Origin of the sequence: Brachybacterium sp. UNK5269, from assembly GCF_049266655.1 — a bacterium.
In the GTDB taxonomy this organism is placed as follows: domain Bacteria; phylum Actinomycetota; class Actinomycetes; order Actinomycetales; family Dermabacteraceae; genus Brachybacterium.
The window spans coordinates 1,232,652-1,254,022 of record NZ_CP184883.1 but is presented as its reverse complement, the minus strand read 5'-3'; the positions used below and the strand labels follow the sequence as shown (position 1 = coordinate 1,254,022).

The 21,371-nt window shown below is 72.7% G+C and carries 18 protein-coding genes and 2 pseudogenes; 6 read left to right on the top strand and 14 right to left on the bottom strand.

Annotated features, from left to right (window positions below; genetic code table 11):
- Positions 1-87 precede the first annotated feature (87 nt).
- Positions 88-801 (top strand): hypothetical protein, encoded by a 714-nt coding sequence (locus tag ACOJUI_RS05790; protein ID WP_422117123.1) that lies wholly within the window; start codon positions 88-90, stop codon positions 799-801.
- Between the two features lie 9 nt (positions 802-810).
- Here ACOJUI_RS05790 and ACOJUI_RS05785 read toward each other — a convergent pair whose 3' ends face one another.
- Positions 811-2,571 (bottom strand): FAD/NAD(P)-binding protein, encoded by a 1,761-nt coding sequence (locus ACOJUI_RS05785; RefSeq protein ID WP_422117122.1) that lies wholly within the window; start codon positions 2,569-2,571, stop codon positions 811-813.
- Between the two features lie 66 nt (positions 2,572-2,637).
- Here ACOJUI_RS05785 and ACOJUI_RS05780 point away from each other — a divergent pair, with 66 nt between their 5' ends.
- Positions 2,638-3,519, top strand: coding sequence for a hypothetical protein (locus tag ACOJUI_RS05780; protein ID WP_422117121.1), 882 nt, complete (start codon positions 2,638-2,640; stop codon positions 3,517-3,519).
- A gap of 24 nt (positions 3,520-3,543) precedes the next feature.
- Here the strand turns inward: ACOJUI_RS05780 and ACOJUI_RS05775 are convergent, their stop codons facing one another.
- Complete coding sequence (locus ACOJUI_RS05775) at positions 3,544-4,953, bottom strand: MFS transporter (RefSeq protein ID WP_422117120.1); 1,410 nt, start codon at positions 4,951-4,953, stop codon at positions 3,544-3,546.
- A gap of 91 nt (positions 4,954-5,044) precedes the next feature.
- Here ACOJUI_RS05775 and ACOJUI_RS05770 point away from each other — a divergent pair, with 91 nt between their 5' ends.
- The 3 genes and pseudogenes from ACOJUI_RS05770 (at position 5,045) to ACOJUI_RS05760 (ending at position 7,684) form a co-directional block, all read left to right on the top strand.
- Entirely contained in the window at positions 5,045-5,725 is a 681-nt protein-coding gene (locus ACOJUI_RS05770) for a winged helix-turn-helix domain-containing protein (RefSeq protein WP_422117119.1), read from the top strand.
- A 9-nt stretch (positions 5,726-5,734) separates the two neighbouring features.
- Positions 5,735-6,705: pseudogene (gene dapD / locus ACOJUI_RS05765) on the top strand (2,3,4,5-tetrahydropyridine-2,6-dicarboxylate N-succinyltransferase).
- A gap of 28 nt (positions 6,706-6,733) precedes the next feature.
- Positions 6,734-7,684, top strand: coding sequence for a hypothetical protein (locus tag ACOJUI_RS05760; RefSeq protein WP_422117118.1), 951 nt, complete (start codon positions 6,734-6,736; stop codon positions 7,682-7,684).
- Positions 7,685-7,708: 24 nt separating this feature from the next.
- On the opposite strand, the gene pflA is transcribed toward ACOJUI_RS05760, so the two are convergent.
- The 6 genes from pflA to fdxA form a co-directional block, all read right to left on the bottom strand.
- The gene (pflA, locus tag ACOJUI_RS05755; RefSeq protein WP_422117117.1) at positions 7,709-8,575 is read right to left on the bottom strand and encodes a pyruvate formate-lyase-activating protein; all 867 of its coding nucleotides are present in this window, start codon (positions 8,573-8,575) and stop codon (positions 7,709-7,711) included.
- A 7-nt stretch (positions 8,576-8,582) separates the two neighbouring features.
- Positions 8,583-8,834, bottom strand: a complete 252-nt coding sequence (gene grcA2 / locus ACOJUI_RS05750) for an autonomous glycyl radical cofactor GrcA2 (RefSeq protein WP_422117116.1) — start codon at positions 8,832-8,834, stop codon at positions 8,583-8,585.
- A gap of 57 nt (positions 8,835-8,891) precedes the next feature.
- Entirely contained in the window at positions 8,892-11,000 is a 2,109-nt protein-coding gene (locus ACOJUI_RS05745; protein ID WP_422117115.1) for a pyruvate formate lyase family protein, read from the bottom strand.
- A gap of 176 nt (positions 11,001-11,176) precedes the next feature.
- Positions 11,177-12,529 carry a citrate synthase gene (locus tag ACOJUI_RS05740; protein WP_422117114.1) on the bottom strand — a complete coding sequence of 451 codons (1,353 nt, stop codon included), beginning with the start codon at positions 12,527-12,529 and terminating at the stop codon, positions 11,177-11,179.
- 53 nt (positions 12,530-12,582) lie between these two features.
- On the bottom strand, positions 12,583-13,758 hold the full coding sequence (dapC, locus tag ACOJUI_RS05735) for a succinyldiaminopimelate transaminase (protein ID WP_422117113.1): 1,176 nt from the start codon (positions 13,756-13,758) through the stop codon (positions 12,583-12,585).
- Positions 13,759-13,761: 3 nt separating this feature from the next.
- Positions 13,762-14,091, bottom strand: coding sequence for a ferredoxin (gene fdxA, locus ACOJUI_RS05730; protein ID WP_422117112.1), 330 nt, complete (start codon positions 14,089-14,091; stop codon positions 13,762-13,764).
- 147 nt (positions 14,092-14,238) lie between these two features.
- Here fdxA and ACOJUI_RS05725 point away from each other — a divergent pair, with 147 nt between their 5' ends.
- Complete coding sequence (locus ACOJUI_RS05725) at positions 14,239-14,511, top strand: acetyltransferase (protein WP_422117111.1); 273 nt, start codon at positions 14,239-14,241, stop codon at positions 14,509-14,511.
- Here ACOJUI_RS05725 and ACOJUI_RS05720 read toward each other — a convergent pair.
- The 6 genes and pseudogenes from ACOJUI_RS05720 to ACOJUI_RS05695 all read right to left on the bottom strand — a co-directional run bounded on the left by ACOJUI_RS05720 (position 14,450) and on the right by ACOJUI_RS05695 (position 21,309).
- Positions 14,450-15,046: a CDP-alcohol phosphatidyltransferase family protein gene (locus tag ACOJUI_RS05720; protein WP_422117110.1), complete on the bottom strand. Its 597-nt coding sequence runs from the start codon at positions 15,044-15,046 to the stop codon at positions 14,450-14,452. The genes ACOJUI_RS05725 and ACOJUI_RS05720 overlap by 62 nt on opposite strands.
- Positions 15,047-15,050: 4 nt before the next feature.
- Positions 15,051-15,488 carry a hypothetical protein gene (locus ACOJUI_RS05715; RefSeq protein WP_422117109.1) on the bottom strand — a complete coding sequence of 146 codons (438 nt, stop codon included), beginning with the start codon at positions 15,486-15,488 and terminating at the stop codon, positions 15,051-15,053.
- A gap of 4 nt (positions 15,489-15,492) precedes the next feature.
- Entirely contained in the window at positions 15,493-17,415 is a 1,923-nt protein-coding gene (gene typA, locus ACOJUI_RS05710) for a translational GTPase TypA (RefSeq protein WP_422117108.1), read from the bottom strand.
- A 172-nt stretch (positions 17,416-17,587) separates the two neighbouring features.
- Complete coding sequence (locus tag ACOJUI_RS05705) at positions 17,588-19,438, bottom strand: dipeptide ABC transporter ATP-binding protein (RefSeq protein ID WP_422117107.1); 1,851 nt, start codon at positions 19,436-19,438, stop codon at positions 17,588-17,590.
- Positions 19,435-20,390: pseudogene (locus tag ACOJUI_RS05700) on the bottom strand (ABC transporter permease). The gene ACOJUI_RS05705 and the pseudogene ACOJUI_RS05700 overlap by 4 nt, the downstream one beginning before the upstream one ends.
- Positions 20,380-21,309 carry an ABC transporter permease gene (locus ACOJUI_RS05695; protein WP_422117106.1) on the bottom strand — a complete coding sequence of 310 codons (930 nt, stop codon included), beginning with the start codon at positions 21,307-21,309 and terminating at the stop codon, positions 20,380-20,382. Before ACOJUI_RS05695 ends, ACOJUI_RS05700 begins: the two are co-directional and overlap by 11 nt.
- Between the last annotated feature and the right edge of the window lie 62 nt (positions 21,310-21,371).

Sequence of the window (21,371 nt, the reverse complement as noted above, 5' to 3'; positions counted from 1 at the left end):
GGGCCGATGAGGGGCGAGATGCGGGGAGACCGGAAGGATCGGGACCGGAGCGCGCGGGCGCGGGGGCGCGCCGCGGCGGATGCCGCGGTGGTCGCCGACCTGCTCGATCGGACGCAGCGTCGGCGCTATGCGGGCAGTCCGGACGCGACGCCGACCGCGCGGCGCGTGGAGGCGGAGCGCGTCGCCGTGCTCCTCCAGGCGCCGCCCGAGCAGGCCGACGAGCGCGCCGACGCCGCGGCGGCGCTGGCGGCCGACGCCCGGCTGCGGCGCTGGAGCGCGCGCGAGGACCGCGCGCAGTGCGGCACGGCGCTGGTGGGGACCCTGTTCCTGGTCGGCGGGGGGCTCGGTCTGCTGCTGCACTCCGAGGTGCTGTTCGTGATCGGGGCGCTCTCGTTGGCGGTCGCGGCGCTGCTGCTGGGGGCGGGGTTCTTCTCGTCCCGCCGGGCGGCCGCGCGCGAGGTGCGGGTGCTGCTGGACTGGGCGAGCGGTCGCCCCGGTCAGCTCGGCCGCGGTCTGCCGCTGAGCCGGGGGACGACGCGCACCTCGCTGTGGAGCAGTGCACTCGCCCGGAAACTCGTGGCGATCGTCGCCCTCTTCGGCGCCCTGCTGCTGGGGATCGAGATCTGGTCCCTGCTGCACGGTGTCGAGTCCGAGAACAGGACCGGTCTGCTGATCCCGGGGCTGGTGAGCGTGGGCGCCGGGGCCCTCTTCTTCCTCTGCGGCCCGCGCGCGCACCGGGTGGCCGCGCGCCGGGATGCGGCCCTGGAATGGCTGCCCACCTCGCGCGTCGAGGGCCGGTGAGCACGCGCGTCACTCCCCGTCGAGCGCTCCCCCGGCCCGGGCCAGCCGCACCGCGACCGCCTCGGCATGGCGCAGCAGCTGCGGGGAGGTGCCGGGTTCGGCGGTGATCGCGGAGCCCGGCTGCGCGGTGCTCACCGGCACCCCGACCAGCAGCCGGCGCTCGAAGACGGTGTCGTCGTGCCCGATCGGCGCGTACAGGCCGTCCACCGCGATCGAGCCGGTGAGCATCCGCCGCCGGGTGCCGCGGGAGGCCCAGGAGTCCTTCTGCACCTCGCCCCGCTCCCGCCACGCCCCGATCAGCGCGCTGCGGTAGGCGGGCAGGTCGACCGCGGGCAGATGCGCCTCCAGGACCCCGTCGCACAGCGTGGTGGGCCCGTCCCCGCCGCGCACCGCATAGCGGCCGGCCTCCTCGTCGATGTCGATGTGCAGCCGCGGCCCGGTGAACTGCACGAGCCCGGCCTCCTCGAGGGCCAGCAGCTGTCGGACTCGCAGCACCGGAGGGCCGGAGGCCCAGGAGGCGAAGGCGTTGCGCAGGTGGCCGTCGATGTCCCGGCGCACCGACTCGGTGGTGTAGGCGCCGAGGTCGATGAGGCGGTTGATCTGGGTGCGCAGCGCGATCAGCACCCGGTAGACCAGCACCCACGCCGGGTCCGGGGCGGTCGCGGCCGCCAGGGACCCGCGCAGCACGTCCCGGGTGCGGCGGTGCGCCTCGGCGGTCTCCTCGCCGCGGCGTCCGAAGGGGAACAGCAGGTGGGTCAGGGCCTCGTCCCCCGCGAGGTGGTCGTACCCGGCCTCGCGCAGCGCGCGGCGCAGCTCGGCGAGCATCAGCGGCATCACCTCGCGCTCCTGGTCGACGCCGGCGGGGCGCACGGCGAGCTCGAGCACCCGCTCCCCGGTGAGGACCTGTAGGGGGTACGGCTCGAGCTGCGCGGTGGGCAGGGCGGGCTTGGGCCGGTAGACCATGCCCGAGCGGGAGCCGACCACCAGTCGGGGCTCCTGGCCGCCGGGCAGGTAGCGCAGGCCGGAGGGCGAGTGGGCGTCGGGCGCGAACTGCCCGCCGGCGACGGTGGTGAGCATGCCGATGGCGTCGTAGAAGTTCAGCCCCATGCCCTGGACGGCGACCTGCTCGCGCCCCAGCAGCGCCTCGTAGTCGACCTCGAGGGGACTGGCCGGGCCCAGATGGACCAGGCCATGACGCTGTGCGGCGTCGGCCAGCTGCTGGGAGCGGGGGCCGAGGGCGGTGGGCAGGTGGCCCAGCGCCAGGGCGACCGCGTCGGCGCGCAGCACCCGTCCGTCGGACAGCCGCACCCGCTGCGGGCCGTCGCCGGGCCCGGTGACGTCGACGGCTTCGAAGGCGTGCCGGACGATCCGCAGACGGGCGGGATCCGCCTCGGCCTCCGCGGTGGCCAGCACATGGGCGAGGTAGCGGCCGTGGGCGGCGCGGGAGGCGAAGTCGGAGGGGCCCAGCCCCTCGCCGGCCAGGAAGTCGGCGAGGGTCTCGGAGTGCCGCGACGGCAGCACCGCATGGCAGGAGGCGTCGGGGTACATCGTGGTCTGGCAGGTGGTGGTGTTCATCAGCAGCACGTCGGGCTGGTCCAGGCGCCACACCGCCCCGCCCCGCCCCACCTGCGGATCGATCAGGTGCACCGTGAGGGGCGCGCGCCAGGCGGGGCTCGTCGAGGCCGCGACCAGTCGTTCGACGATCGCCGTGCCCCGCGGTCCCGCCCCGATCACGGCGACGGTGCGGACGGGATCGGTGGCTGCGGTCATCCCTCCAGTATGGCGCGGGTGCGGGGATGGCCTGCGCGCTCCGCTGCGGTCTGGGACCATGGCGGCATGTCGACTCCAGCACTGCCGCCGAGACACCTGCCGCACCGCGGCGCCGGGACCGAGCTCGGTCCCTTCGGCGGGCGGCAGGCCGCGAGGATCCGCGCCGTCGTCGCCGCGGACCTGCTGCCCGAGGAGCGCTCAGCGGCCGACGCGCTGGTGATGACCGCCTGGCTCACTCCCGCGCAGCGCGCGAGCTACGCGTCCGCGCTCCGCTGCGGCGACCATCCCGAGGACTTCGCGCAGGCCCTGGCCGATGAGCGCCGGGTGGTGCTCGAGGAGGGCGCCGATCCGGTGGCGGACGAGCTGGAGGCCGCGGCGCGGGCGGAGCGCGAGGCCGCTCAGCGTCCGCTGCGGATGCTCGAGGCGCTGCTGCTGGCGGTGGCGCTGGGCGCCGTGGTGGTGCTGGTGCTGGGGCTCCTCACCGGGGGCGACCCCGCCGGCGAGGCGCTGCAGGCGGGGCTGCCGGCGGCGGCGGTCCTGGTCGGCGCGGTGGTGCTGGCGGCGGCGGTCGGGACCCTTGCCACTCGACGGCGGGACCGGGCGCTGCTGGACTGGGCGGCCTCCCGACCCGGCCAGCTCGGCCGCGGGCTGCCCCTGCGCCGCCCCCTGCAGGGAGGATCGGCCGGTCCCGCGATCCTGCGGGCGCTCGCGCCGGCCCTGCTGGTCGGCGCGGGGGTGCTGGCGATCGTGGCCGGTGCCGCGATCCTGCTGATCACGCTGATGCTCGGCGACGAGCAGGGCATGGCCGCCGCCGCGCCCTGGCTGCTCGGCGGCGGGGTGCTCTCGCTGCTGGTCGCGGTGCTGGCCGTGCACCTGCGCGGCCGCCGCCTGGTGACCGAGGTGCGGCGGGCGCGCGCGGCGCAGTGGCTGGGACCGGCCGGCGCGTAGGTACCCCGCCCGTCCGGCGGGCGGTCAGCTCGCCGCGGCCGCGCCCGGCGTCCCCTCCGCGGCGGCCGTGACCCAGCCGGCGGCGCGGGCATGCTCCTCCCACCGCCCCGAGGACGGCACCTGCCGCAGGCTCCGGCTCAGCAGACCCACCAGCGCACCGGCGGCGCAGAGCGCCGCGAAGATCCCCAGCGTCGTGGAACGGCCGAGGGTCTCGAGGCCGAAGCCGGCGATCGCCGGGGCCAGCGGCATGAGGCCCAGCGAGATCAGCCCGGTCATCGTCTGCGCGCGGCCCTGCATGGCGTCGGGGGTGATGTTCATGAAGTAGCCCATCACCGCGGCGTTGATCGCGGGGATCCCGACCCCGATCAGGGCGGCCAGCGCCCCGATCCCCCACAGGGAGGGCATCAGCGGCATCGCGGCCACGGCGAGCGCGAGCACGCAGAACTCGACGATCACGAGCACGCCCGTGGGGACCGCGGCGACCAGTCCCGGGGCCAGGAAGGCGCCGACCAGGACGGCGGCGGCCAGCGTCGTCATCAGCAGACCGATCCGGGCGGCGGGCACCCCGTCGGCCGCGAGCATCAGGGTGATCGTCAGCAGCGCCCCGTTGACGGCGAGGTTGACCAGTGTGGCGCAGGCGGCGATCTGGACCCGCAGGCGCTGGCCGAGCAGCCAGGAGATGCCCTCGCGCAGCGAGGCGAGGGCGCCGAGGCGCGGGCCGTGCTCGGGCAGAGCCCGGTAGTTCCCGCGCATGAACAGGGTGCACACGACGCCCACCAGGCTGCCGACGGCCTGGACCAGGGCCGGGACGGCCAGGCCCACCCCCAGCAGGGCTCCCCCGAGCGGGCCGGCGCCGAGCTGCACCGCCGCGGTGCGGCCCTCGTCGACGGAGACGGCCGCGGGCAGCTGCTCGGGCGTCACCAGCTGCTTGAGCATGGCCCCCGAGGCCGTGCCGAGCAGCGCGCCGCGGAAGCGGTCGAGCCCGGCGATCACCGCGAGCACCGTGACGTCGGCCCACCCGGCGAGCAGGACGGCCACCAGCACCAGCTGCGCGAGCGCGCCGAGCATGCCGGCCAGCAGCCGCAGGCGCCGCCGGTCGAAGCGGTCGGCCAGGACGCCGCCGGGCAGCATCCCGGCCAGCAGGCCCACTCCCTGGACCAGTCCGACGACGCCGGTCGCGGCCGCGGAGCCGGTCACCGCGAAGGCGACCAGCGGGAAGGCGAACCCCCCGACGCCGGCGCCGATCCCCAGGGCGAGGTCGCCGCTGAGCCAGGCGAGGTACTCGCGGTTGCGGCGCAGCGGGAGGGCCCCGTCGGGGGTGGGCCCGGAATCGGGAGCAGAGGCCGCTGCGGAGGCAGGGGCGAGGTCCGCTGCGGAGGCAGCGACGGAGGGGTCGGCGAGGGCGGGGGTCGGGGCGGGGGTCGGGGCGTTCATGACGGGAACGCTACATCCGCACGATATGTTGCGCAATAGTTCGTGCGCACTATGTCGTGCACGGTCGGGGCGGGGTCCGTAGGATCTCCCCATGGCCTCCGATCCCGAGTCCGCCGAGCGCGGCCCCGTCCCCGAGCACGCCACCCGCGATCAGCTGCGGGCGCTCGCGCATCCGCTGCGCATGCGCCTCATGGAGCAGGTCGGTCGGCGCGGCACCGCCCGTGCGGCCGACCTCGCCGACGACCTCGGCATCCCCGCCAACTCCGTCAGCTACCACCTGCGGATCCTCGCCCGGGGCGGGGTCGTCGTGGAGGCGCCGGAGGCCGCCCGGGACCGCCGCGACCGGGTCTGGAAGCTCGCCCAGTCCTCGTTCCGCTCCGACGCCGCCGGCGCGGCGGACTATGACGACGCCTCCGACGCGATGGCCCTGGCGACCTTCGACTGGATGCGCTCGGCCTGGGTCGCCGAGCGCGCCCACCGCGCCGCCGCCGACGGCACGGACGCCACGGACGGTAAGGACGGCGACGCCGACGCCGACGCCGACGCCACCCTGCTCGCGACGACCCTGCGCGTCACCGCGGCCCAGGCGGAGGAGCTCACCGAGCTCATCAGCGCGAGGATCATCGAGTACAGCCGCCTGCACCGCACCGCGGACGGTCAGGACCTGCCGGAGGATCCCGCCGGTCCCGACCCCCGCACCTACCAGCTGCTCTTCGCGCTGACGCGGACCCGCGCCCGGGACGCGGCGCCTCGTTCAGGCGAGGGTTCGTAGACTCCTGGCATGACTACGACGACGGACTCCCCCGCCCCCCGCGCCTGGGGCATCGGCCTCGCCACGATCGCCGCCGACGGCTCCACCCTCGACGCCTGGTACCCCTCCCCCAGCTCGGCGACGCGCCCGACGCCCCCGAGAGCCACCCCCTGCACGCGCAGCTGACCGCCGCCGCCCGCACCGACGAGGTGCGCGGCACCCGCCAGGAGGTGCTCGTACGCAGCATCGAGCTCGCCGCCGCGCCCGCCGATGCCGCCGACGCCTACCTCCGCCTCCACCTGCTCTCCCACCGCCTGGTCCAGCCCAACGCCCAGAACCTCGACGGACTGTTCGGGGTGCTGACCAATGTGGTGTGGACCTCCGAGGGCCCCTGCGCGGTGACCGGCTTCGAGGAGACCCGGCTGCGGCTGCGCGCCGCGGGCCGCACCCCCACCGTCCTCAGCGTCGACAAGTTCCCCCGCATGGTCGACTACGTGCTGCCCGCCGGGGTGCGCATCGGCGACGCCGACCGGGTGCGCCTGGGCGCCCACCTCGCCGAGGGCACCACCGTCATGCACGAGGGCTTCGTGAACTTCAATGCCGGCACCCTGGGCACCTCGATGATCGAGGGCCGCATCTCGCAGGGGGTCGTGGTGGGCGATGGCTCCGACGTCGGCGGCGGCGCCTCCACCATGGGCACCCTCTCCGGCGGCGGCACCGATCGGGTGAGCATCGGCCGACGCTCCCTGGTGGGCGCGGAGGCCGGGATCGGCATCGCGCTCGGTGACGACTGCGTGGTCGAGGCGGGGCTGTACGTCACCGCCGGCACCAAGGTCGAGCTGGTCGGCGAGCGGGGCACCGACACGCATGTGGTCAAGGCCCGCGACCTCTCCGGCGTGCCGAACCTGCTGTTCCGGCGCAACTCGCTGACCGGTGCGGTGCAGGCCGTGGCCCGGGCCGGCCAGAGCGTCGAGCTCAACGCGGCCCTGCACGCGAACTGATCGCGGCGCGGGGAAGGACGGGGTGGCGGTGGCGCGCAGCGCCGGTCGGCGCGGCGGCGGCAGCTCGGGCTCCGTCGTGCGCCATCTCGCCCTGCCCCTGGTGATGGTGCTGCTGCTGGTGGGGATCGCGGGCGGCTCCTTCGTCGCCCTGCAGCGCTACGGCTCCCCCGCCCATGCGGGCACCTGCATCGCGAGCGGGCTGGGCACCAGCCACCGCTACAGCACCGAGCGGGCCGCCAATGCGGCCCTGATCAGTGCTGTCGCGGTGGACCGCGGCCTGCCGGCCCGGGCCGCGTCGATCGCGCTTGCCACCGCCTTCCAGGAGTCCCAGCTGCGCAACATCGACCATGGCGACCGGGACTCGCTGGGGCTGTTCCAGCAGCGCCCCTCGCAGGGCTGGGGCAGCGAGGCACAGATCATGGACCCGATCTACTCCACCAACACGTTCTACGACGCGCTCGAGCAGGTCGACGGCTACGCCGAGGGGGACATCAACGACGTCGCCCAGGAGGTCCAGCGCTCGGGGCATCCCGAGGCGTACCGCGACCACGAGACCGAGGGGCGGCTGTACGCCTCGGCGCTGACCGGACGCTCGGGCGCGAACCTGGTCTGCACGCTCGAGGACGTCGGCGCCACCGCCTCCCCCGAGCAGATCCGCTCCGAGCTCGCACGGCAGTTCCCGCGCGCCACCGGGTCCGGGCGGATCACCGCCCGGCTCGATGCGGCGGCGGGCGCCGCCCCGCAGGTCCCTGCGGACGCCGGTGCGACCGCGCTGGTGGTCGACGTCGGCGGCGACGAGACCCTGGGCTGGGCGCTCGCCAACTGGGCGGTCGCCCGGGCGGCCGAGGACGGGGTGGTCCAGGTGTCCTATGCGGGCCGCATCTGGGACCGCTCGGTGCGGGGGGACGAGGCGGCCCGCTGGGGCGAGGTCCCCGGCGGGGCGAGCGACCAGGTGGTGGTGCTGGTCAGCGGGCGCTGAGGGGCTCCGCAGGGCACGGTGAGCTCAGTGCACCGTGAGCCCGCGGGCGCGGAACTGCTCGCGCACCCGTTCGACCACCTCCGGGGTCGGTGGCTGCGCATCGCGCAGCCGGTACTCCATGCCGAGGCCGTCCCACTTGTCCTGGCCCATGTTGTGGAAGGGCAGCACCTCGACCCGCTCGACCACGTCCCGCCAGCGGGCCGCGATGTCGGCGACCTGCTCGACGTCGCGGGCGTCGTCGGTCCACCCCGGCACCACCACGAAGCGCAGCCAGATCGGGACGCCCCGGGCGGCCAGCCGGTCGCCGAAGTCGATGGTCGGCTGCAGCGCCTGCCCGGTGAGCGCCCGGTACGAGTCCTCGCTGCCGGACTTCACGTCCAGCAGCACCAGGTCGACGTCGGCGAGCATCGCGTCCGAGGCCACCGCGCCGAGGAAGCCGGAGGTGTCGATCGCGGTGTGCACCCCCATCTCCTGCGCCGCCCGCAGCACGGCGGCCGCGAAGGCCGGCTGCATCAGCACCTCTCCCCCGGACAGGGTGATGCCGCCCCCGGTGGCGGTGAAGACCCTCCGGTAGCGGCGGATCCGGCGCAGGACCTCCCCGAGCTCGACGTCGCTCCCGCGGCGCATCTCCATGGTGTCGGGGTTGTGGCAGTACACGCAGCGCAGCGGGCAGCCGGCGAAGAACAGCGTGAGCCGGGTGCCGGGCCCGTCGACCGCGGTGACGAGCTCCCAGGAGTGGAGGGAGGCGAGCTCGCCGCTGCGCAGCGCCCGCAGGCGCTGGGAGCGACCGAGCTCGGCCTCGGCCATCCCCTCGGTGCCGGCCCCGGCGCGGCGGGCCGCGGCGGCACCGGGCTCGGAGAGGAGGCCCGGCGCCTCGGTGCTCTGCGTCATGGCCGCCTCAGGCGCTGCGGTGGAAGGTGCGCTCGAGCACGTCGAGCTGCTGCTCGCGGGTGAGCTTGACGAAGTTCACCGCGTAGCCGGAGACGCGCACGGTGAGGTTCGGGTGGTCCTCGGGATGCTCCATCGCGTCGACCAGGGTGTCCTTGGTCAGCACGTTGATGTTCGCGTGGAACAGCCCGGACTCCATGCCGTGGCGGGCGCGGCTCGCTCTCATCGAGGCGAGTCGTTCGCCGAAGGTGGGGGTGGCCATGGTGTTTCTCCTTCTGGGGTGGGGGCGGTCCGGGCGGAGGCGGGGGTGGGGGCGCGCTCAGTCCTCGTCCATCAGGAAGCCGGCGTCGAGCATGCCGACCAGGTTGCCGACCTGCTCGGCCTTGGTGCGGCCGAGTCCCTGGGGGGTGATGGTGCTGGTCAGCGAGATGCCGTCAAGGGCGTCGTGGTAGTCGAGCTTGCCGACGCTGAGCATCGAGGCGACCAGGCCGTGGGTGTCGGCCCCGTTCTCCGGGTTCGCGCCCGGCGAGAAGGGCGTGCCGGCCCGGTGGCCGGAGGGGAAGGAGCCGGTGGCCTTGCCGTAGACCACGTTCGAGGTGATCGTCAGCACCGACTGGGTGGGGATCGCCTCGCGGTACATGGGGATCGCGGAGATCTTCTGCATCACCGTGTGCACGATCGTGGCGGCGATGTCGTCGGCGCGGTCGTCGTCGTTCCCGTAGCGGGGGAACTCGCCCTCGGTGACGTAGTCGACCACCAGGCCGGTCTCGTCGCGCACGGGGGTGACCTTGGCGTACCGGATGGCGCTGAGGGAGTCGGCGACGATGGACAGGCCCGCGATGCCGCAGCCCATGGTCCGCACGATGTCGCTGTCGTGCAGCGCCATCTCCATGGCCTCGTAGGCGTAGCGGTCGTGGCTGTAGTGGATGATGTTCAGCGCCTCGACGTAGGTGCCGATCACCCAGTCGAGCATCTGCTCGTACTTCTCCCAGACCTCGTCGAAGTCCAGCGGCCCCTCCCCCGTGATCGGGGTGAACGCGCCCGGCTCGGTGATCTGGGCGCCGGTGACCTCGTCGCGGCCGCCGTTGACGGCGTAGAGCAGGGCCTTGCCCGCGTTGACGCGGGCGCCGAAGAACTGCATCTGCTTGCCGATGGCCATCGGGGAGACGCAGCAAGCGATCGCGGCGTCGTCGCCCCAGCGCTCGCGGATCTGCCGATCGGACTCGTACTGGATCGAGGAGGTCTCGATCGAGATCGCGGAGCAGAACTCCTTGTACCCCTGCGGCAGCTCCGGGTCCCAGAAGATGGTGATGTTGGGCTCGGGGGCCGGGCCGAGGTTCCGCAGGGTCTGCAGCAGGCGGAAGGAGGTCTTCGTGACCTGCGCGCGCCCGTCCGCGGAGAAGCCGGCGTCCGACCAGGTCGCCCAGTAGGGGTCGCCGGAGAAGATCTGGTCGTAGTCGACGGTGCGCAGGAACCGCACGATCCGCAGCTTGATGACCAGGGCGTCGATGATCTCCTGGGCGTCGGTCTCGGTGAGCGTCCCGGCCGCCAGGTCGCGCTGGACGTACACGTCCAGGAAGGCGGAGAGGCGGCCGATGGACATCGCGGCGCCGTCCTGGCTCTTCACGGCGGCGAGGTAGGCCATGTACGTCCACTGCACGGCCTCCTGGGCGGTGGCCGCGGGGCGACGCAGGTCCAGTCCGTAGCTCTCGCCGAGCGTGATCAGCTTGGCCAGGGCGCGGATCTGCTCGGAGTGCTCCTCGCGGTAGCGGGCCCAGTGCTCGCTGAAGCCCTGCTGGGCCACGGCGTCCTTGGCGCGCTTCTTGTCGGCGATGAGGCGGTCGGCGCCGTACAGGGCCAGGCGCCGGTAGTCGCCGATGATGCGGCCGCGTCCGTAGGAGTCGGGCAGGCCGGTGATGATGTGGGAGGAGCGGGCGGCGCGGATGCGCGGGGTGTAGATGTCGAAGACGGCGTCGTTGTGGGTCTTGCGGTAGCGGGTGAAGATCTTCTTGACGTCCTCGTCGACCTCCTTGCCGGCCTCGCGGATCGCGGTCTCGACCATCCGCCAGCCGCCGCTGGGCATCATGGCGCGCTTGAGGGGGACGTCGGTCTGGAGGCCGACGACGACGTCGTCGTCCTCGCTGATGTAGCCGGCCGGGAAGGCGTCGATGTCCGCGGGGGTGTGGACCTCGACGTCGTAGACGCGGCGGCGGCGCTCCTCGGACAGGTAGTGCCGTTCGAGGTGGTCCCACAGGCGCAGCGTCTTGGGGGTGGGCCCGGACAGGAAGGAGGCGTCCCCCTCGTAGGGGGTGTAGTTGCGCTGGACGAAGTCGCGCACGTCGATCGCGTCCTGCCAGGGGCCGGCGGTGAAGCCGGCCCAGGCGTCCGCTCCGGCGGCCCGGGGGCGGTCGGTGAGGGCTGAGGTCATGGCGGTCTCCTCGATCATCACGGGCCCGTCGGTGTCGTGCCCTGCGCGGATGACCTCACCCTAGGCGCGCCCGGTGCTGCCGGGAGGGGCAGAAGGTCCCGACGACGAAGCCCTGGTCGGTGACCGCCTCGGTGGGAGGGGTCGCCGGCCAGGGCTCCGGGGGTCCGGCGGCGGCCTCAGCCGCGCTTGGCGATCTCCGCCTGCAGGGCGGCCAGGCGCAGCTCGCTGGTGCCGGTGCGGTCCTCCATCGCCTTGTAGGCGCGCTCGGGGGACCCGGTGTAGATCTGGCGGGGGCGGCCGATCTTGGTCTCCGGGTCGTGGATCATCTCCTGCCACTGCGCGATCCAGCCGGGCAGGCGGCCGATGGCGAACAGCACCGTGAACATCTCGGTGGGGAAGCCGATCGCCTTGTAGATGATGCCGGTGTAGAAGTCGACGTTCGGGTAGAGCTTGCGCTCGACGAAGTAGTCGTCCTTCAGGGCGATCTCCTCGAGCTTCATGGCCAGCTCGAGCCGCTCGTCATGGACGCCCAGGCGCTCCAGGACGTCGTCGGCGATCTTCTTGACGATGCGGGCGCGCGGATCGTAGTTCTTGTACACCCGGTGGCCGAAGCCCATCAGGCGGATCCCGTCCTCCTTGCGCTTGACCTTCTCCATGAACTCCCGCGGATCCAGGTCGCGCTCCCCGATCTCGTCGAGCATCTTCATCACGGCCGCGTTGGCGCCGCCGTGGGCGGGGCCGGACAGGGCGCCGATGCCGGCGGAGATCGAGGTGAACAGGTTGGCCTGGGCGGAGCCGACCAGGCGCACCGCGGAGGTCGAGCAGTTCTGCTCGTGGTCGGCGTGCAGGATCAGCAGCTGCTCCATGGCGCGCACCACCACCGGGTCGGCGATGTAGTCCTCGACCGGGAAGCCGAAGGTCAGGCGCAGGAAGTTCTCGATCAGCGAGAGCCGGTTGTCGGGGTACAGCAGGGCGTGGCCCTGGGCGATCCGGTGGGCGTAGGCGGCCATCGTCGGCACCTTCGCCAGCAGGCGCACCGTGGACAGACGGGTCTGCTCCTCGTCGAAGGGATCCAGGGAGTCCTGGTAGAAGGTCGAGAGTCCGGAGACCCCGGCCTGCAGCACCGCCATCGGGTGGGCATCGCGCGGGTAGCCGTCGAACATGCGCTTGAAGCGCTCGTCGAGCAGGGTGCGCCGCTCCACCTGCGCCACGAAGTTGTCGAGCTGGCCCTTGGTGGGCAGTTCGCCGTTGATCAGCAGGTAGGAGACCTCCAGGAAGGAGGACTTCTCGGCGAGCTGCTCGATCGGGTACCCGCGGTAGCGCAGGATCCCCTCGTCGCCGTCGATGTAGGTGATCGAGGACTTCGCGTTCGCGGTGTTCATGAAGCCGGGGTCGTAGGTGACCTCGCCGGTCTCGGCGCGCAGCGGTCCGATCGCGATGCCGGAGTTGCCCTCCACCGCGGGGACGAGGGGGAGGTCGAGGGACTTCTCCCCCAGGGTGAGCTGAGCAGAGGTCGTCGCGTGATCCATGGGCTCTCCGTTGTGCGTGGTCGGATCGGTGGTGGCGCGCGGGGCGCCGGAGATCACAGGCGCGCCAGGCGCCGGGCGGCGGCGGCGATCCGCTCATCGGTCGCGGTCAGCGCGACGCGGACGAAGGTCCCGCCGCTGACACCATAGAACATCCCGGGGGCCACCAGGACACCGCTGTCGGCCAGGCGCTCCACGTCGGCCATCGCGTCGGTCCCGAAGGTGGTCCACAGGTACAGGCCCGCCTGGGAGCCGTGGACCTCCCCGCCCGCGGCGCGCAGCGCGGGCTCGAGCATCTCGCGTCGGGCGCGGTAGACCTCCCGCTGCCGCTCGGCGGCCTCGTCGTCGCGCAGGGCCGCGGTCATCGCGGCCTGGATGGGACCGGGCAGCATCATGCCGGCCTGCTTGCGGATCGCCACCAGCTCCCCCACCAGCGCGGGGTCGCCGGCGACGAAGGCCGCCCGGTACCCGGCGAGGTTGGACTGCTTGGACAGCGAGTACACGCACAGCAGACCCTCGAGCGCGCCGCCGTTGACGCGCGGATCCAGGATCGAGGGAACCTCGTCGACGGTCCAGGGCAGCAGGGCGTAGCACTCGTCGGAGGCGACGATGATCCCCCGCTCGCGGGCCCAGGCCACGATCGAGGCCAGCTGCGCGGCCTCGAGCACCTCACCGGTCGGGTTCGAGGGGGAGTTCAGCCAGAGCAGGCGGATCCGCTGCGCGGCGGCGGGATCGGGCAGGGCGGCGTCGCCGTGCGCCGCCAGGGCGGCCATGTCCAGCGGCATCGACTCGGCGCCGACGAAGCGGGCGCCCATGTCGTAGGTGGGATAGGCGACGTGCGGGAAGGCGACCGCCTCCCCCGGGCCGATGCCGAGCTGGAACGGCAGGTGCGCCACCAGCTCCTTGGAGCCGACGGTCGGCAGCACCCCGTCGACGTCCAGCCCCGCCGGGGCGGCGCGGTGACGGCGCGCGAAGTCGACCAGCTCGGTCCGCAGAGCGGCGGTGCCGATGGTGGTCGGGTACCCGGGGCTGTCGGCGGCCGCGGTCAGGGCCGCCCGCACCGAGGCCGGGGTGGGGTCGACGGGGGTGCCGACCGAGAGGTCGACGATGCCCTCCGGATGGGCGGCGGCGCGCTGCTTCGCGGCGCTCAGCGCGTCCCAGGGGAAGGCGGGCAGGCGGGCGGCGAGGCCCCGGCGGGCGGAGCCGGCGGGGCGGAGGTCGGGTGCTGCCACGGGTCAGCCCAGGGGGTTGGGCTGCGGCGGGAGCGCCGCGACGAGGGGATGGTCCTTCTCGATCACGCCCATCTTGGCGGCGCCGCCGGGGGCGCCGAGGTCGTCGAAGAACTCGACGTTGGCCTTGTAGTAGTCGGCCCACTGGTCGGGGGTGTCGTCCTCGTAGAAGATCGCCTCCACGGGGCAGACGGGCTCGCAGGCGCCGCAGTCCACGCACTCGTCGGGCTGGATGTAGAGCATCCGCTCGCCCTCGTAGATGCAGTCCACCGGGCACTCGTCGACGCAGGCACGATCCTTCACGTCGACACAGGGCAGGGCGATGACGTAGGTCATGGGCGCACTCCTTCCATCGCGGTCACCGTCATCCTCTCATCCCGTCACCGGGCGCACCGGCCCGGCGGGGCCCGGAGCAGGCGAGGTGACGCTTCGCACAGGGGGGCGGGAGGCGACGGACCGGCTGGTCGGGGATAGCCTCGCCCCATGCCTATGCACGACGGTCATCGCGTCCGCGCCGGATGGGCGCCCTTCCTCCAGGACGGGCGCCGAGTGGTGCTGCGCTATGCGATCGACAAGACGAGCTCCCCGCACGGGGAGTCGATGACCGATGCGCTGGGCACGATCCTCTCCTGCGACGACACGGCGGTGCGGGTGATGACCCGGCGCGGACAGGTGCGGGTGCCGCGGGCGCTGGTCATCGCGGCGAAGGAGGTTCCGCCGCCGCCGGTGCGGAGACGGGCGCCCGCCGCGCCCTGAGGATGTAGTCGATCCCGGTGACCGTGTGCAGCGCGACGCCCGCCCAGAGCAGCGCCCGCGCCGCGGGGATCAGGGGCGGCGCCCAGGCCGCGGCCGCGATCAGCAGGAACACCGCGGCCATCAGCACGAAGGTGCGCACCTTCCCGAGCCGGGAGACGGAGATCCGTCCCCCCAGGGCCGCTCCGGTGGCGAGCACCACCATCGCCACGTCGACGGCCACGATGATCAGCAGCGCCGTCCAGGGCAGCAGCGAGGACAGCGCCAGGGTCAGCACGATCGCGGCCAGTCCCAGCCGGTCCGCGATCGGGTCGATGATCGCGCCGACCCGGCTGGTCTGGTCTAGCGCCCGGGCCAGCATGCCGTCCACCCAGTCGGTCGAGGCCCAGATCAGCAGCAGCACCACGGAGCGGGTGTCGGGTCCCTCCAGCAGCAGCCGGCACACCGGCAGCAGCAGCGCGAAGCGCACCAGCGTCACGAGGTTGGGGATCGTCGCCCATTCGCGGCGCGGAGTGCCGGGGCCCACGGAGGTGCTCATGCGCTCACCCTGCCCGAGACCGGGACCGGTGCACCACCGTGATCACCGCGGCGACCAGGAACGGGATGCCCACCCCGAGGCCCTGCACGATCCAGCCCGAGAGCTGGGCCTGCTCGCCGATCACCGCCGGCAGCAGCACCCCGCCGCCCGCGCCGCGGCCCAGGAAGGGGGCGGCCAGCAGGCCCCAGAGGGCGCCCAGCACCACCAGCGGCAGCCGGGAGCCGGTCGCCGCGTAGAGGAACACGCAGGTCACCAGCTGGAAGGCGGCGCCGAACAGCAGCCCGGCGGGCAGGTCGACGCCCCCCAGGGCGAGCCGCAGGCGGTGCGTGGTGATCAGCAGCAGCACCGAGACGATCGCGAGCACGAGCGCCATCGCGGCCTGCGTGAGCCGGACGGCGAGGGCGTCGTCCCCGGCCGCCGCCCGGCCCTGCGGGGCGCTCACCACGTCACTTCCCCGACTTGGCCTTCGAGTGCGCGCGACGGCGCTCATTGGCGTCGAGGATCACCTTGCGGATGCGCACGACCTCGGGGGTGACCTCGACGCACTCGTCCTCGTTGGTGAACTCGAGGGACTCCTCGAGGGTGAGGCGGCGCGGCGGGACCAGGTTCTCGAAGGAGTCCGACGACGCGGCGCGCATGTTCGTCAGCTTCTTCTCCTTCGTGATGTTCACGTCCATGTCCTCGTTGCGCGAGTTCTCGCCGACGATCTGGCCGGCGTAGACCTCGGAGGTCGGCTCGACGAAGAAGGAGCCGCGCTCCTGGAGGTTGATCATCGCGAAGGGGGTGACGCTGCCGGCGCGGTCGGCGACCAGGGAGCCGGTGGAGCGGAACTCGATCTCGCCCATCCACGGCTCGAAGCCGTCGGCGTAGGAGGAGGCGATTCCGTTGCCGCGGGTCTCCGTCATGAAGCGGGTGCGGAAGCCGATCAGGCCGCGCGAGGGCACCACGAACTCCATCCGCACCCAGCCCGAGCCGTGGTTGCTCATGGTCTCCATGCGGCCCTTGCGGCCGGCCATGAGCTGCGTGATGGTGCCCAGGTACTCCTCGGGCACGTCGATGGTCATCCGCTCGACGGGCTCGTGGACCTTGCCGTCGATCTCGCGCGTCAGCACGCGGGGCTTGCCGACGGTGAGCTCGAAGCCCTCGCGGCGCATCTGCTCGACCAGGATGGACAGCGCCAGCTCGCCGCGGCCCTGCACCTCCCAGGCGTCGGGGCGCTCGGTGGGCAGCACCTTGAGGGACACGTTGCCGACCAGCTCGGCGTCCAGGCGGTCCTTGACCTGGCGCGCGGTGAGCTTGTGGCCCTTGCCGTTCTTGCCGGCCAGCGGGGAGGTGTTGATGCCGATGGTCATCGAGATCGCGGGATCGTCGATCGTGATCAGCGGCAGCGGGCGGGGATCCGCGGCGTCGGCGAGGGTCTCGCCGATCATGATCTCGGGGATGCCGGCGACGGCGACGATGTCACCGGGGCGGGCCGCGCGGGTCATCGGCTCGCGCGAGAGGCCCTTGGTCTCCAGCAGCTCGGTGATCTTGACCTGCTTGACGGAGCCGTCGGCGCGGCACCAGGCCACCTGCTGGCCCTTGCTGAGCTCGCCGTTCTTGATCCGCAGCAGCGCCAGGCGGCCGAGGAACGGGGAGGCGTCGAGGTTGGTGACGTGGGCCTGCAGCGGCATCTCGTCGTCGTAGGCCGGGGCCGGGATCGACTCCAGGATCGTCTTGAACAGCGGCTCGACGGTCTCCTCGTCGGGCAGGGTGCCGTCGGCCGGCTGGTTCACGGAGGCGCGGCCGGCCTTGCCCGAGGCGTAGACGACGGGCACGTCGAGCACGGCGTCGAGGTCGAGGTCCGGGACCTCCTCGGCGAGGTCCGAGGCCAGGCCCAGCAGCAGGTCGGTGGACTCGCCGACGACGGCCTCGATGCGCGCATCGGGACGGTCGACCTTGTTGACCACCAGGATCACCGGGAGCTTCGCGGCGAGCGCCTTGCGCAGCACGAAGCGGGTCTGCGGCAGCGGGCCCTCGGAGGAGTCCACCAGCAGCACGACGCCGTCGACCATCGACAGGCCGCGCTCGACCTCGCCGCCGAAGTCGGCGTGGCCGGGGGTGTCGATGACGTTGATGGTGATGCCGTCGGGCTCACCGGCCGCCGCGGCCGACGGTCCGGTGTACCGGATCGCGGTGTTCTTCGCGAGGATCGTGATGCCCTTCTCGCGCTCCAGCTCCCCCGAGTCCATCGCCCGTTCATCGTGCTTGTCGCGCTCCCCGAAGGCGCCGCCCTGGGTGAGCATGGCGTCGACGAGGGTGGTCTTGCCGTGGTCGACGTGGGCGACGATGGCGACGTTACGCAGGTCTGTGCGGAGGCGGAGAGTCATACGCGGAGTGCTCGTTTCGGGGTCGTGGGGTGGATCACGGACCGAGCAGCGCCCGGCCGCACGTGGGTGCGGCCCGCTCCAGGGCCTTGTTGAGTCTAGCGGCCGGCGCGTCGGCGGTCATCGGGCCATCGGTGAGACCTTCGACGCGCCGGCCTGCGGGGGAAGGCCGGTCTCAGACGTGGCCGGCGCTCGCGAAGGGGTCCAGCGGGCCCTCGTCCTCGGGGCCCGGCCCCTCGGGTCGCTCGTCGTCGGCGGCGACCTGCGGCGCGTGCACGTCGATGGTCTCCGCCCCGGCCAGCGGGATGGAGCCGCCCGGGATCGCCGCCAGCAGGCGCTTGGTGTAGTCCTGCTGCGGGGCGTGGAAGACCTGGTCGGTGGTGCCCTGCTCGACGACCTTCCCCTTCTCCATCACCAGGGTGTTGTCCGCGATCTGCCGGACCACCGCGAGGTCATGGGTGATGAAGAGGTAGGACAGCCCGAGCTCGGCCTGCAGGTCGTTGAGCAGCTCGAGCACCTGCGCCTGGACCAGCACGTCGAGCGCGGAGACCGCCTCGTCGCAGATGACCACCTCGGGGTCCAGGGCCAGGGCGCGGGCGATCGCGATGCGCTGGCGCTGCCCGCCGGAGAGCTCGTTGGGGTAGCGGCGCATCATCGCCGACGGCAGGGCGACCTTGTCGAGCAGGTCGCGGACCTTCGCCTCCCGGCTCCGGGCGTCGCCGATGCCGTGGATCAGCATCGGCTCCTCGATCGTGCGGTAGATCGAGTACATCGGGTCCAGCGTCCCGTAGGGGTTCTGGAAGATCGGCTGCACCCGTCGGCGCAGGGTCTTCAGCTCCTGGCCGGCGAAGGAGGTGACGTCGCGGCCCTCGAACAGCACCCGGCCCGAGGTGGGCGGGAGGAGCTTCAGGACCATCTGGGCGACGGTGGACTTGCCCGAGCCGGACTCCCCCACGATCGCGGTGGTGGTGCCGCGCTCGATCTCGAAGGACACGTGGTCCACCGCGGTGAACGGGGTCGACTGCCACGGCAGCTTCCCGCGGATCGGGAACTCCTTGGTGAGGTCCTGCACCTCGATCACGGCGTCGCGGTCGGGCTGGGCGGCGCCGGTGGACGCGGTGTCGTGGGCGAGGGCCTGCTCCTGGGCGCGCTCGCGCACCTCGGCGCGGGCGGTCGCGGAGACCAGCCGGCGGGAGGCCAGCGAGGGGGCGGCGGCGATGAGGCGCTTGGTGTAGGGGTGCTGCGGGTTCTGCAGCAGCTCGATCGCGGGACCCGACTCGACCACGCGTCCCTTGTACATCACCACCAGGTGCTGGGCGCGCTCGGCGGCCAGTCCCAGGTCGTGGGTGATCAGCAGCACCGCGACCCCGAGCTCCTCGGTGAGGGTGTCGAGGTGGTCGAGGATCTGCTGCTGCACCGTGACGTCGAGCGCGCTGGTGGGCTCGTCGGCCACCAGCAGCTTCGGGCGGGCGGCCAGGCCCATCGCGATCAGGGCGCGCTGCTTCATGCCGCCGGAGAACTCGTGGGGGTACTGCCCGGCGCGGCGGGAGGCGTCGGCGAGGCCGGCCTCCTCGAGCAGCTGCACCGTGCGGGCCTTGGCCTCGGCCCCCTTCGCCACCCCGTTGGCCAGGAGGGTCTCGCGGATCTGGGAGCCCACCTTCCACATCGGGTTCAGGTTGCTCATCGGGTCCTGCGGGACCAGGCCCACCTGGTCGCCGCGCAGCACCCGGATCTCCTTCTCGGAGAGGTGGGTGATGTCGCGGCCCTCGAAGAGGATGTGCCCGCGGGTGATCGAGCCGTTGTCGGCCAGCAGGTGGGCGATCGCCATCGCGGTGGTCGACTTGCCGGAGCCGGACTCGCCGACGATGGCGACGGTCTCGCCGGGGTACACCTCGAGGCTCGCCTCGCGCACGCCCTGGACGGGGCCGCTCGAGGTGGTGAAGGTGATCTCGAGATCGCGGATCTCCAGCAGCGGCCGCTCACGGTCGGTGGAGCGGCCGGCCGGGGTCGATTCGGTGGTGGTCATCGCTTCCTCGCCTTCGGGTCCAGGGCATCGCGCACGGCATCGCCGAGCATGATGAAGCTCAGCACCGTGATCGCGAGCGCCAGGGAGGGGTAGAACAGCATCGAGGGCTGGGTCCGCAGCGCATCACGGGCGGCGGAGATGTCACCGCCCCAGGAGACGGAGCTGGTGGGCAGGCCGACGCCGAGGAAGGACAGCGTCGCCTCGGCGACGATGAAGACCCCGAGGTTCACGGTGGCGGTGACGATCACCGGGGCGATCGCGTTGGGGATGACGTGCTTGAGCAGCACGGAGGTCCGGGAGGCGCCGAGCGCGGTCGAGGAGACGACGAAGTCCTGGCTCTTGGTCGAGATGACCGAGCCGCGCATGATGCGCGCGACGTTGGTCCAGCCGAAGACGCTCAGCACCGCGATCACGGTCCACAGGTTCATCTCCCCCAGCCGGGTCGCCACGACGATCGCGCCGAGGATCAGCGGGACGGCGAAGAAGATGTCGGTGATCCGGGACATGATCTCGTCGAACCAGCCGCCGAGGTAGCCGGCGAGCGCCCCCATCACCCCGCCGATCAGGGTGGAGCCGAGCATCGCGAAGAAGCCGATGATCACCGAGGTGCGGGCTCCCCAGACGGTGCGGGCCATGATGTCGTAGCCCTGGCGCGAGGTGCCGAAGGGATGCTCCCCTCCGGGGGGCTGATTGGCGCGCGAGAGGTCGCCGAACCTGGGGTCCTGCGAGGTGAAGACCTGCGGGAAGGCGGCGACGAAGAGCACGAACAGGATGAGCAGCGCCGAGACCAGGAACACCGGGTTGCGGACCAGGTTGTGCACGGCCTCGGCCCACAGGGAGCGGGGGTGGAGGTGGTGTCCGCCGCGTCGACCGCCTGCAGGGGCGTCTCGTCCAGCGGCGCGACCCAGTGCTCGGAGCGGGGACGGCGAGCGGCGGTGGCATCACTTGGCATAGCGGATCCTCGGGTCGAGCACGCCGTAGAGCAGGTCCACGACGAGGTTGGACAGCAGGAAGATGATCACCAGCAGCGTCACCAGGGAGACGATCATCGGGGCTTCGCCGGCGTTGATCGAGCTGAACAGCAGCGTGCCGATCCCGGGGATGTTGAAGACCCGCTCGGTGACGATCGCGCCGCCCATCAGGGCGCCCAGATCGGCGCCGATGAAGGTGACCACGGGGATGAGGGAGTTGCGCAGGATGTGCTTGCCGACCACTCCGCCGCGCGAGAGGCCCTTGGCGGTCGCGGTGCGCACATGGTCGGCGGTCGCGGTCTCGGCGATGGAGGTGCGGGTCAGGCGCAGCACGTAGGCGAAGGAGACGCCGCCGAGGACGAAGCCGGGCAGCAGCAGGTTCTGCCAGGACGGGTCGCGACCGACGTTGATGGGGGCGATGCCGAGCTGCAGTCCGAAGACGAACTGGGCGAGGAAGCCGAGCACGAAGGTCGGGGTGGCGATCAGCAGCAGCGACAGCATCAGCAGCGTGGTGTCGATCAGCTTGCCCTTGCGCAGGCCCGAGATGACGCCGGCGACGATGCCGAAGATCGCCTCGACCACGACCGCGATGATCGCGAGCCGCACCGTGGTGGGGAACGCCGCGACGATCTGGTCCATGATCGGGCGGCCGTTGAACCCCACGCCCAGATCGAAGGTGAACACGCTCTTGAGGTAGAGCAGCCACTGCACCAGCACCGGCTGGTCCAGGTTGTACTGCTCGCGCAGCTGCTGCTCGACCGCCGGGGAGATCGGCTTGTCGCCGGCCAGGGCGAGGATCGGGTCACCCGAGGTGTAGAACGCCATCAGGTAGACGATCAGGGTGGCGCCGAGGAAGACGGGGATCATCTGCAGCAGTCGCCGCCCGATGTACCAGATCACGTCGGTCCCTTTCGCTGTCGGGGGTGGGGCCCGCGGGCCCGGGACGGCCCGGCGGTGCCGGG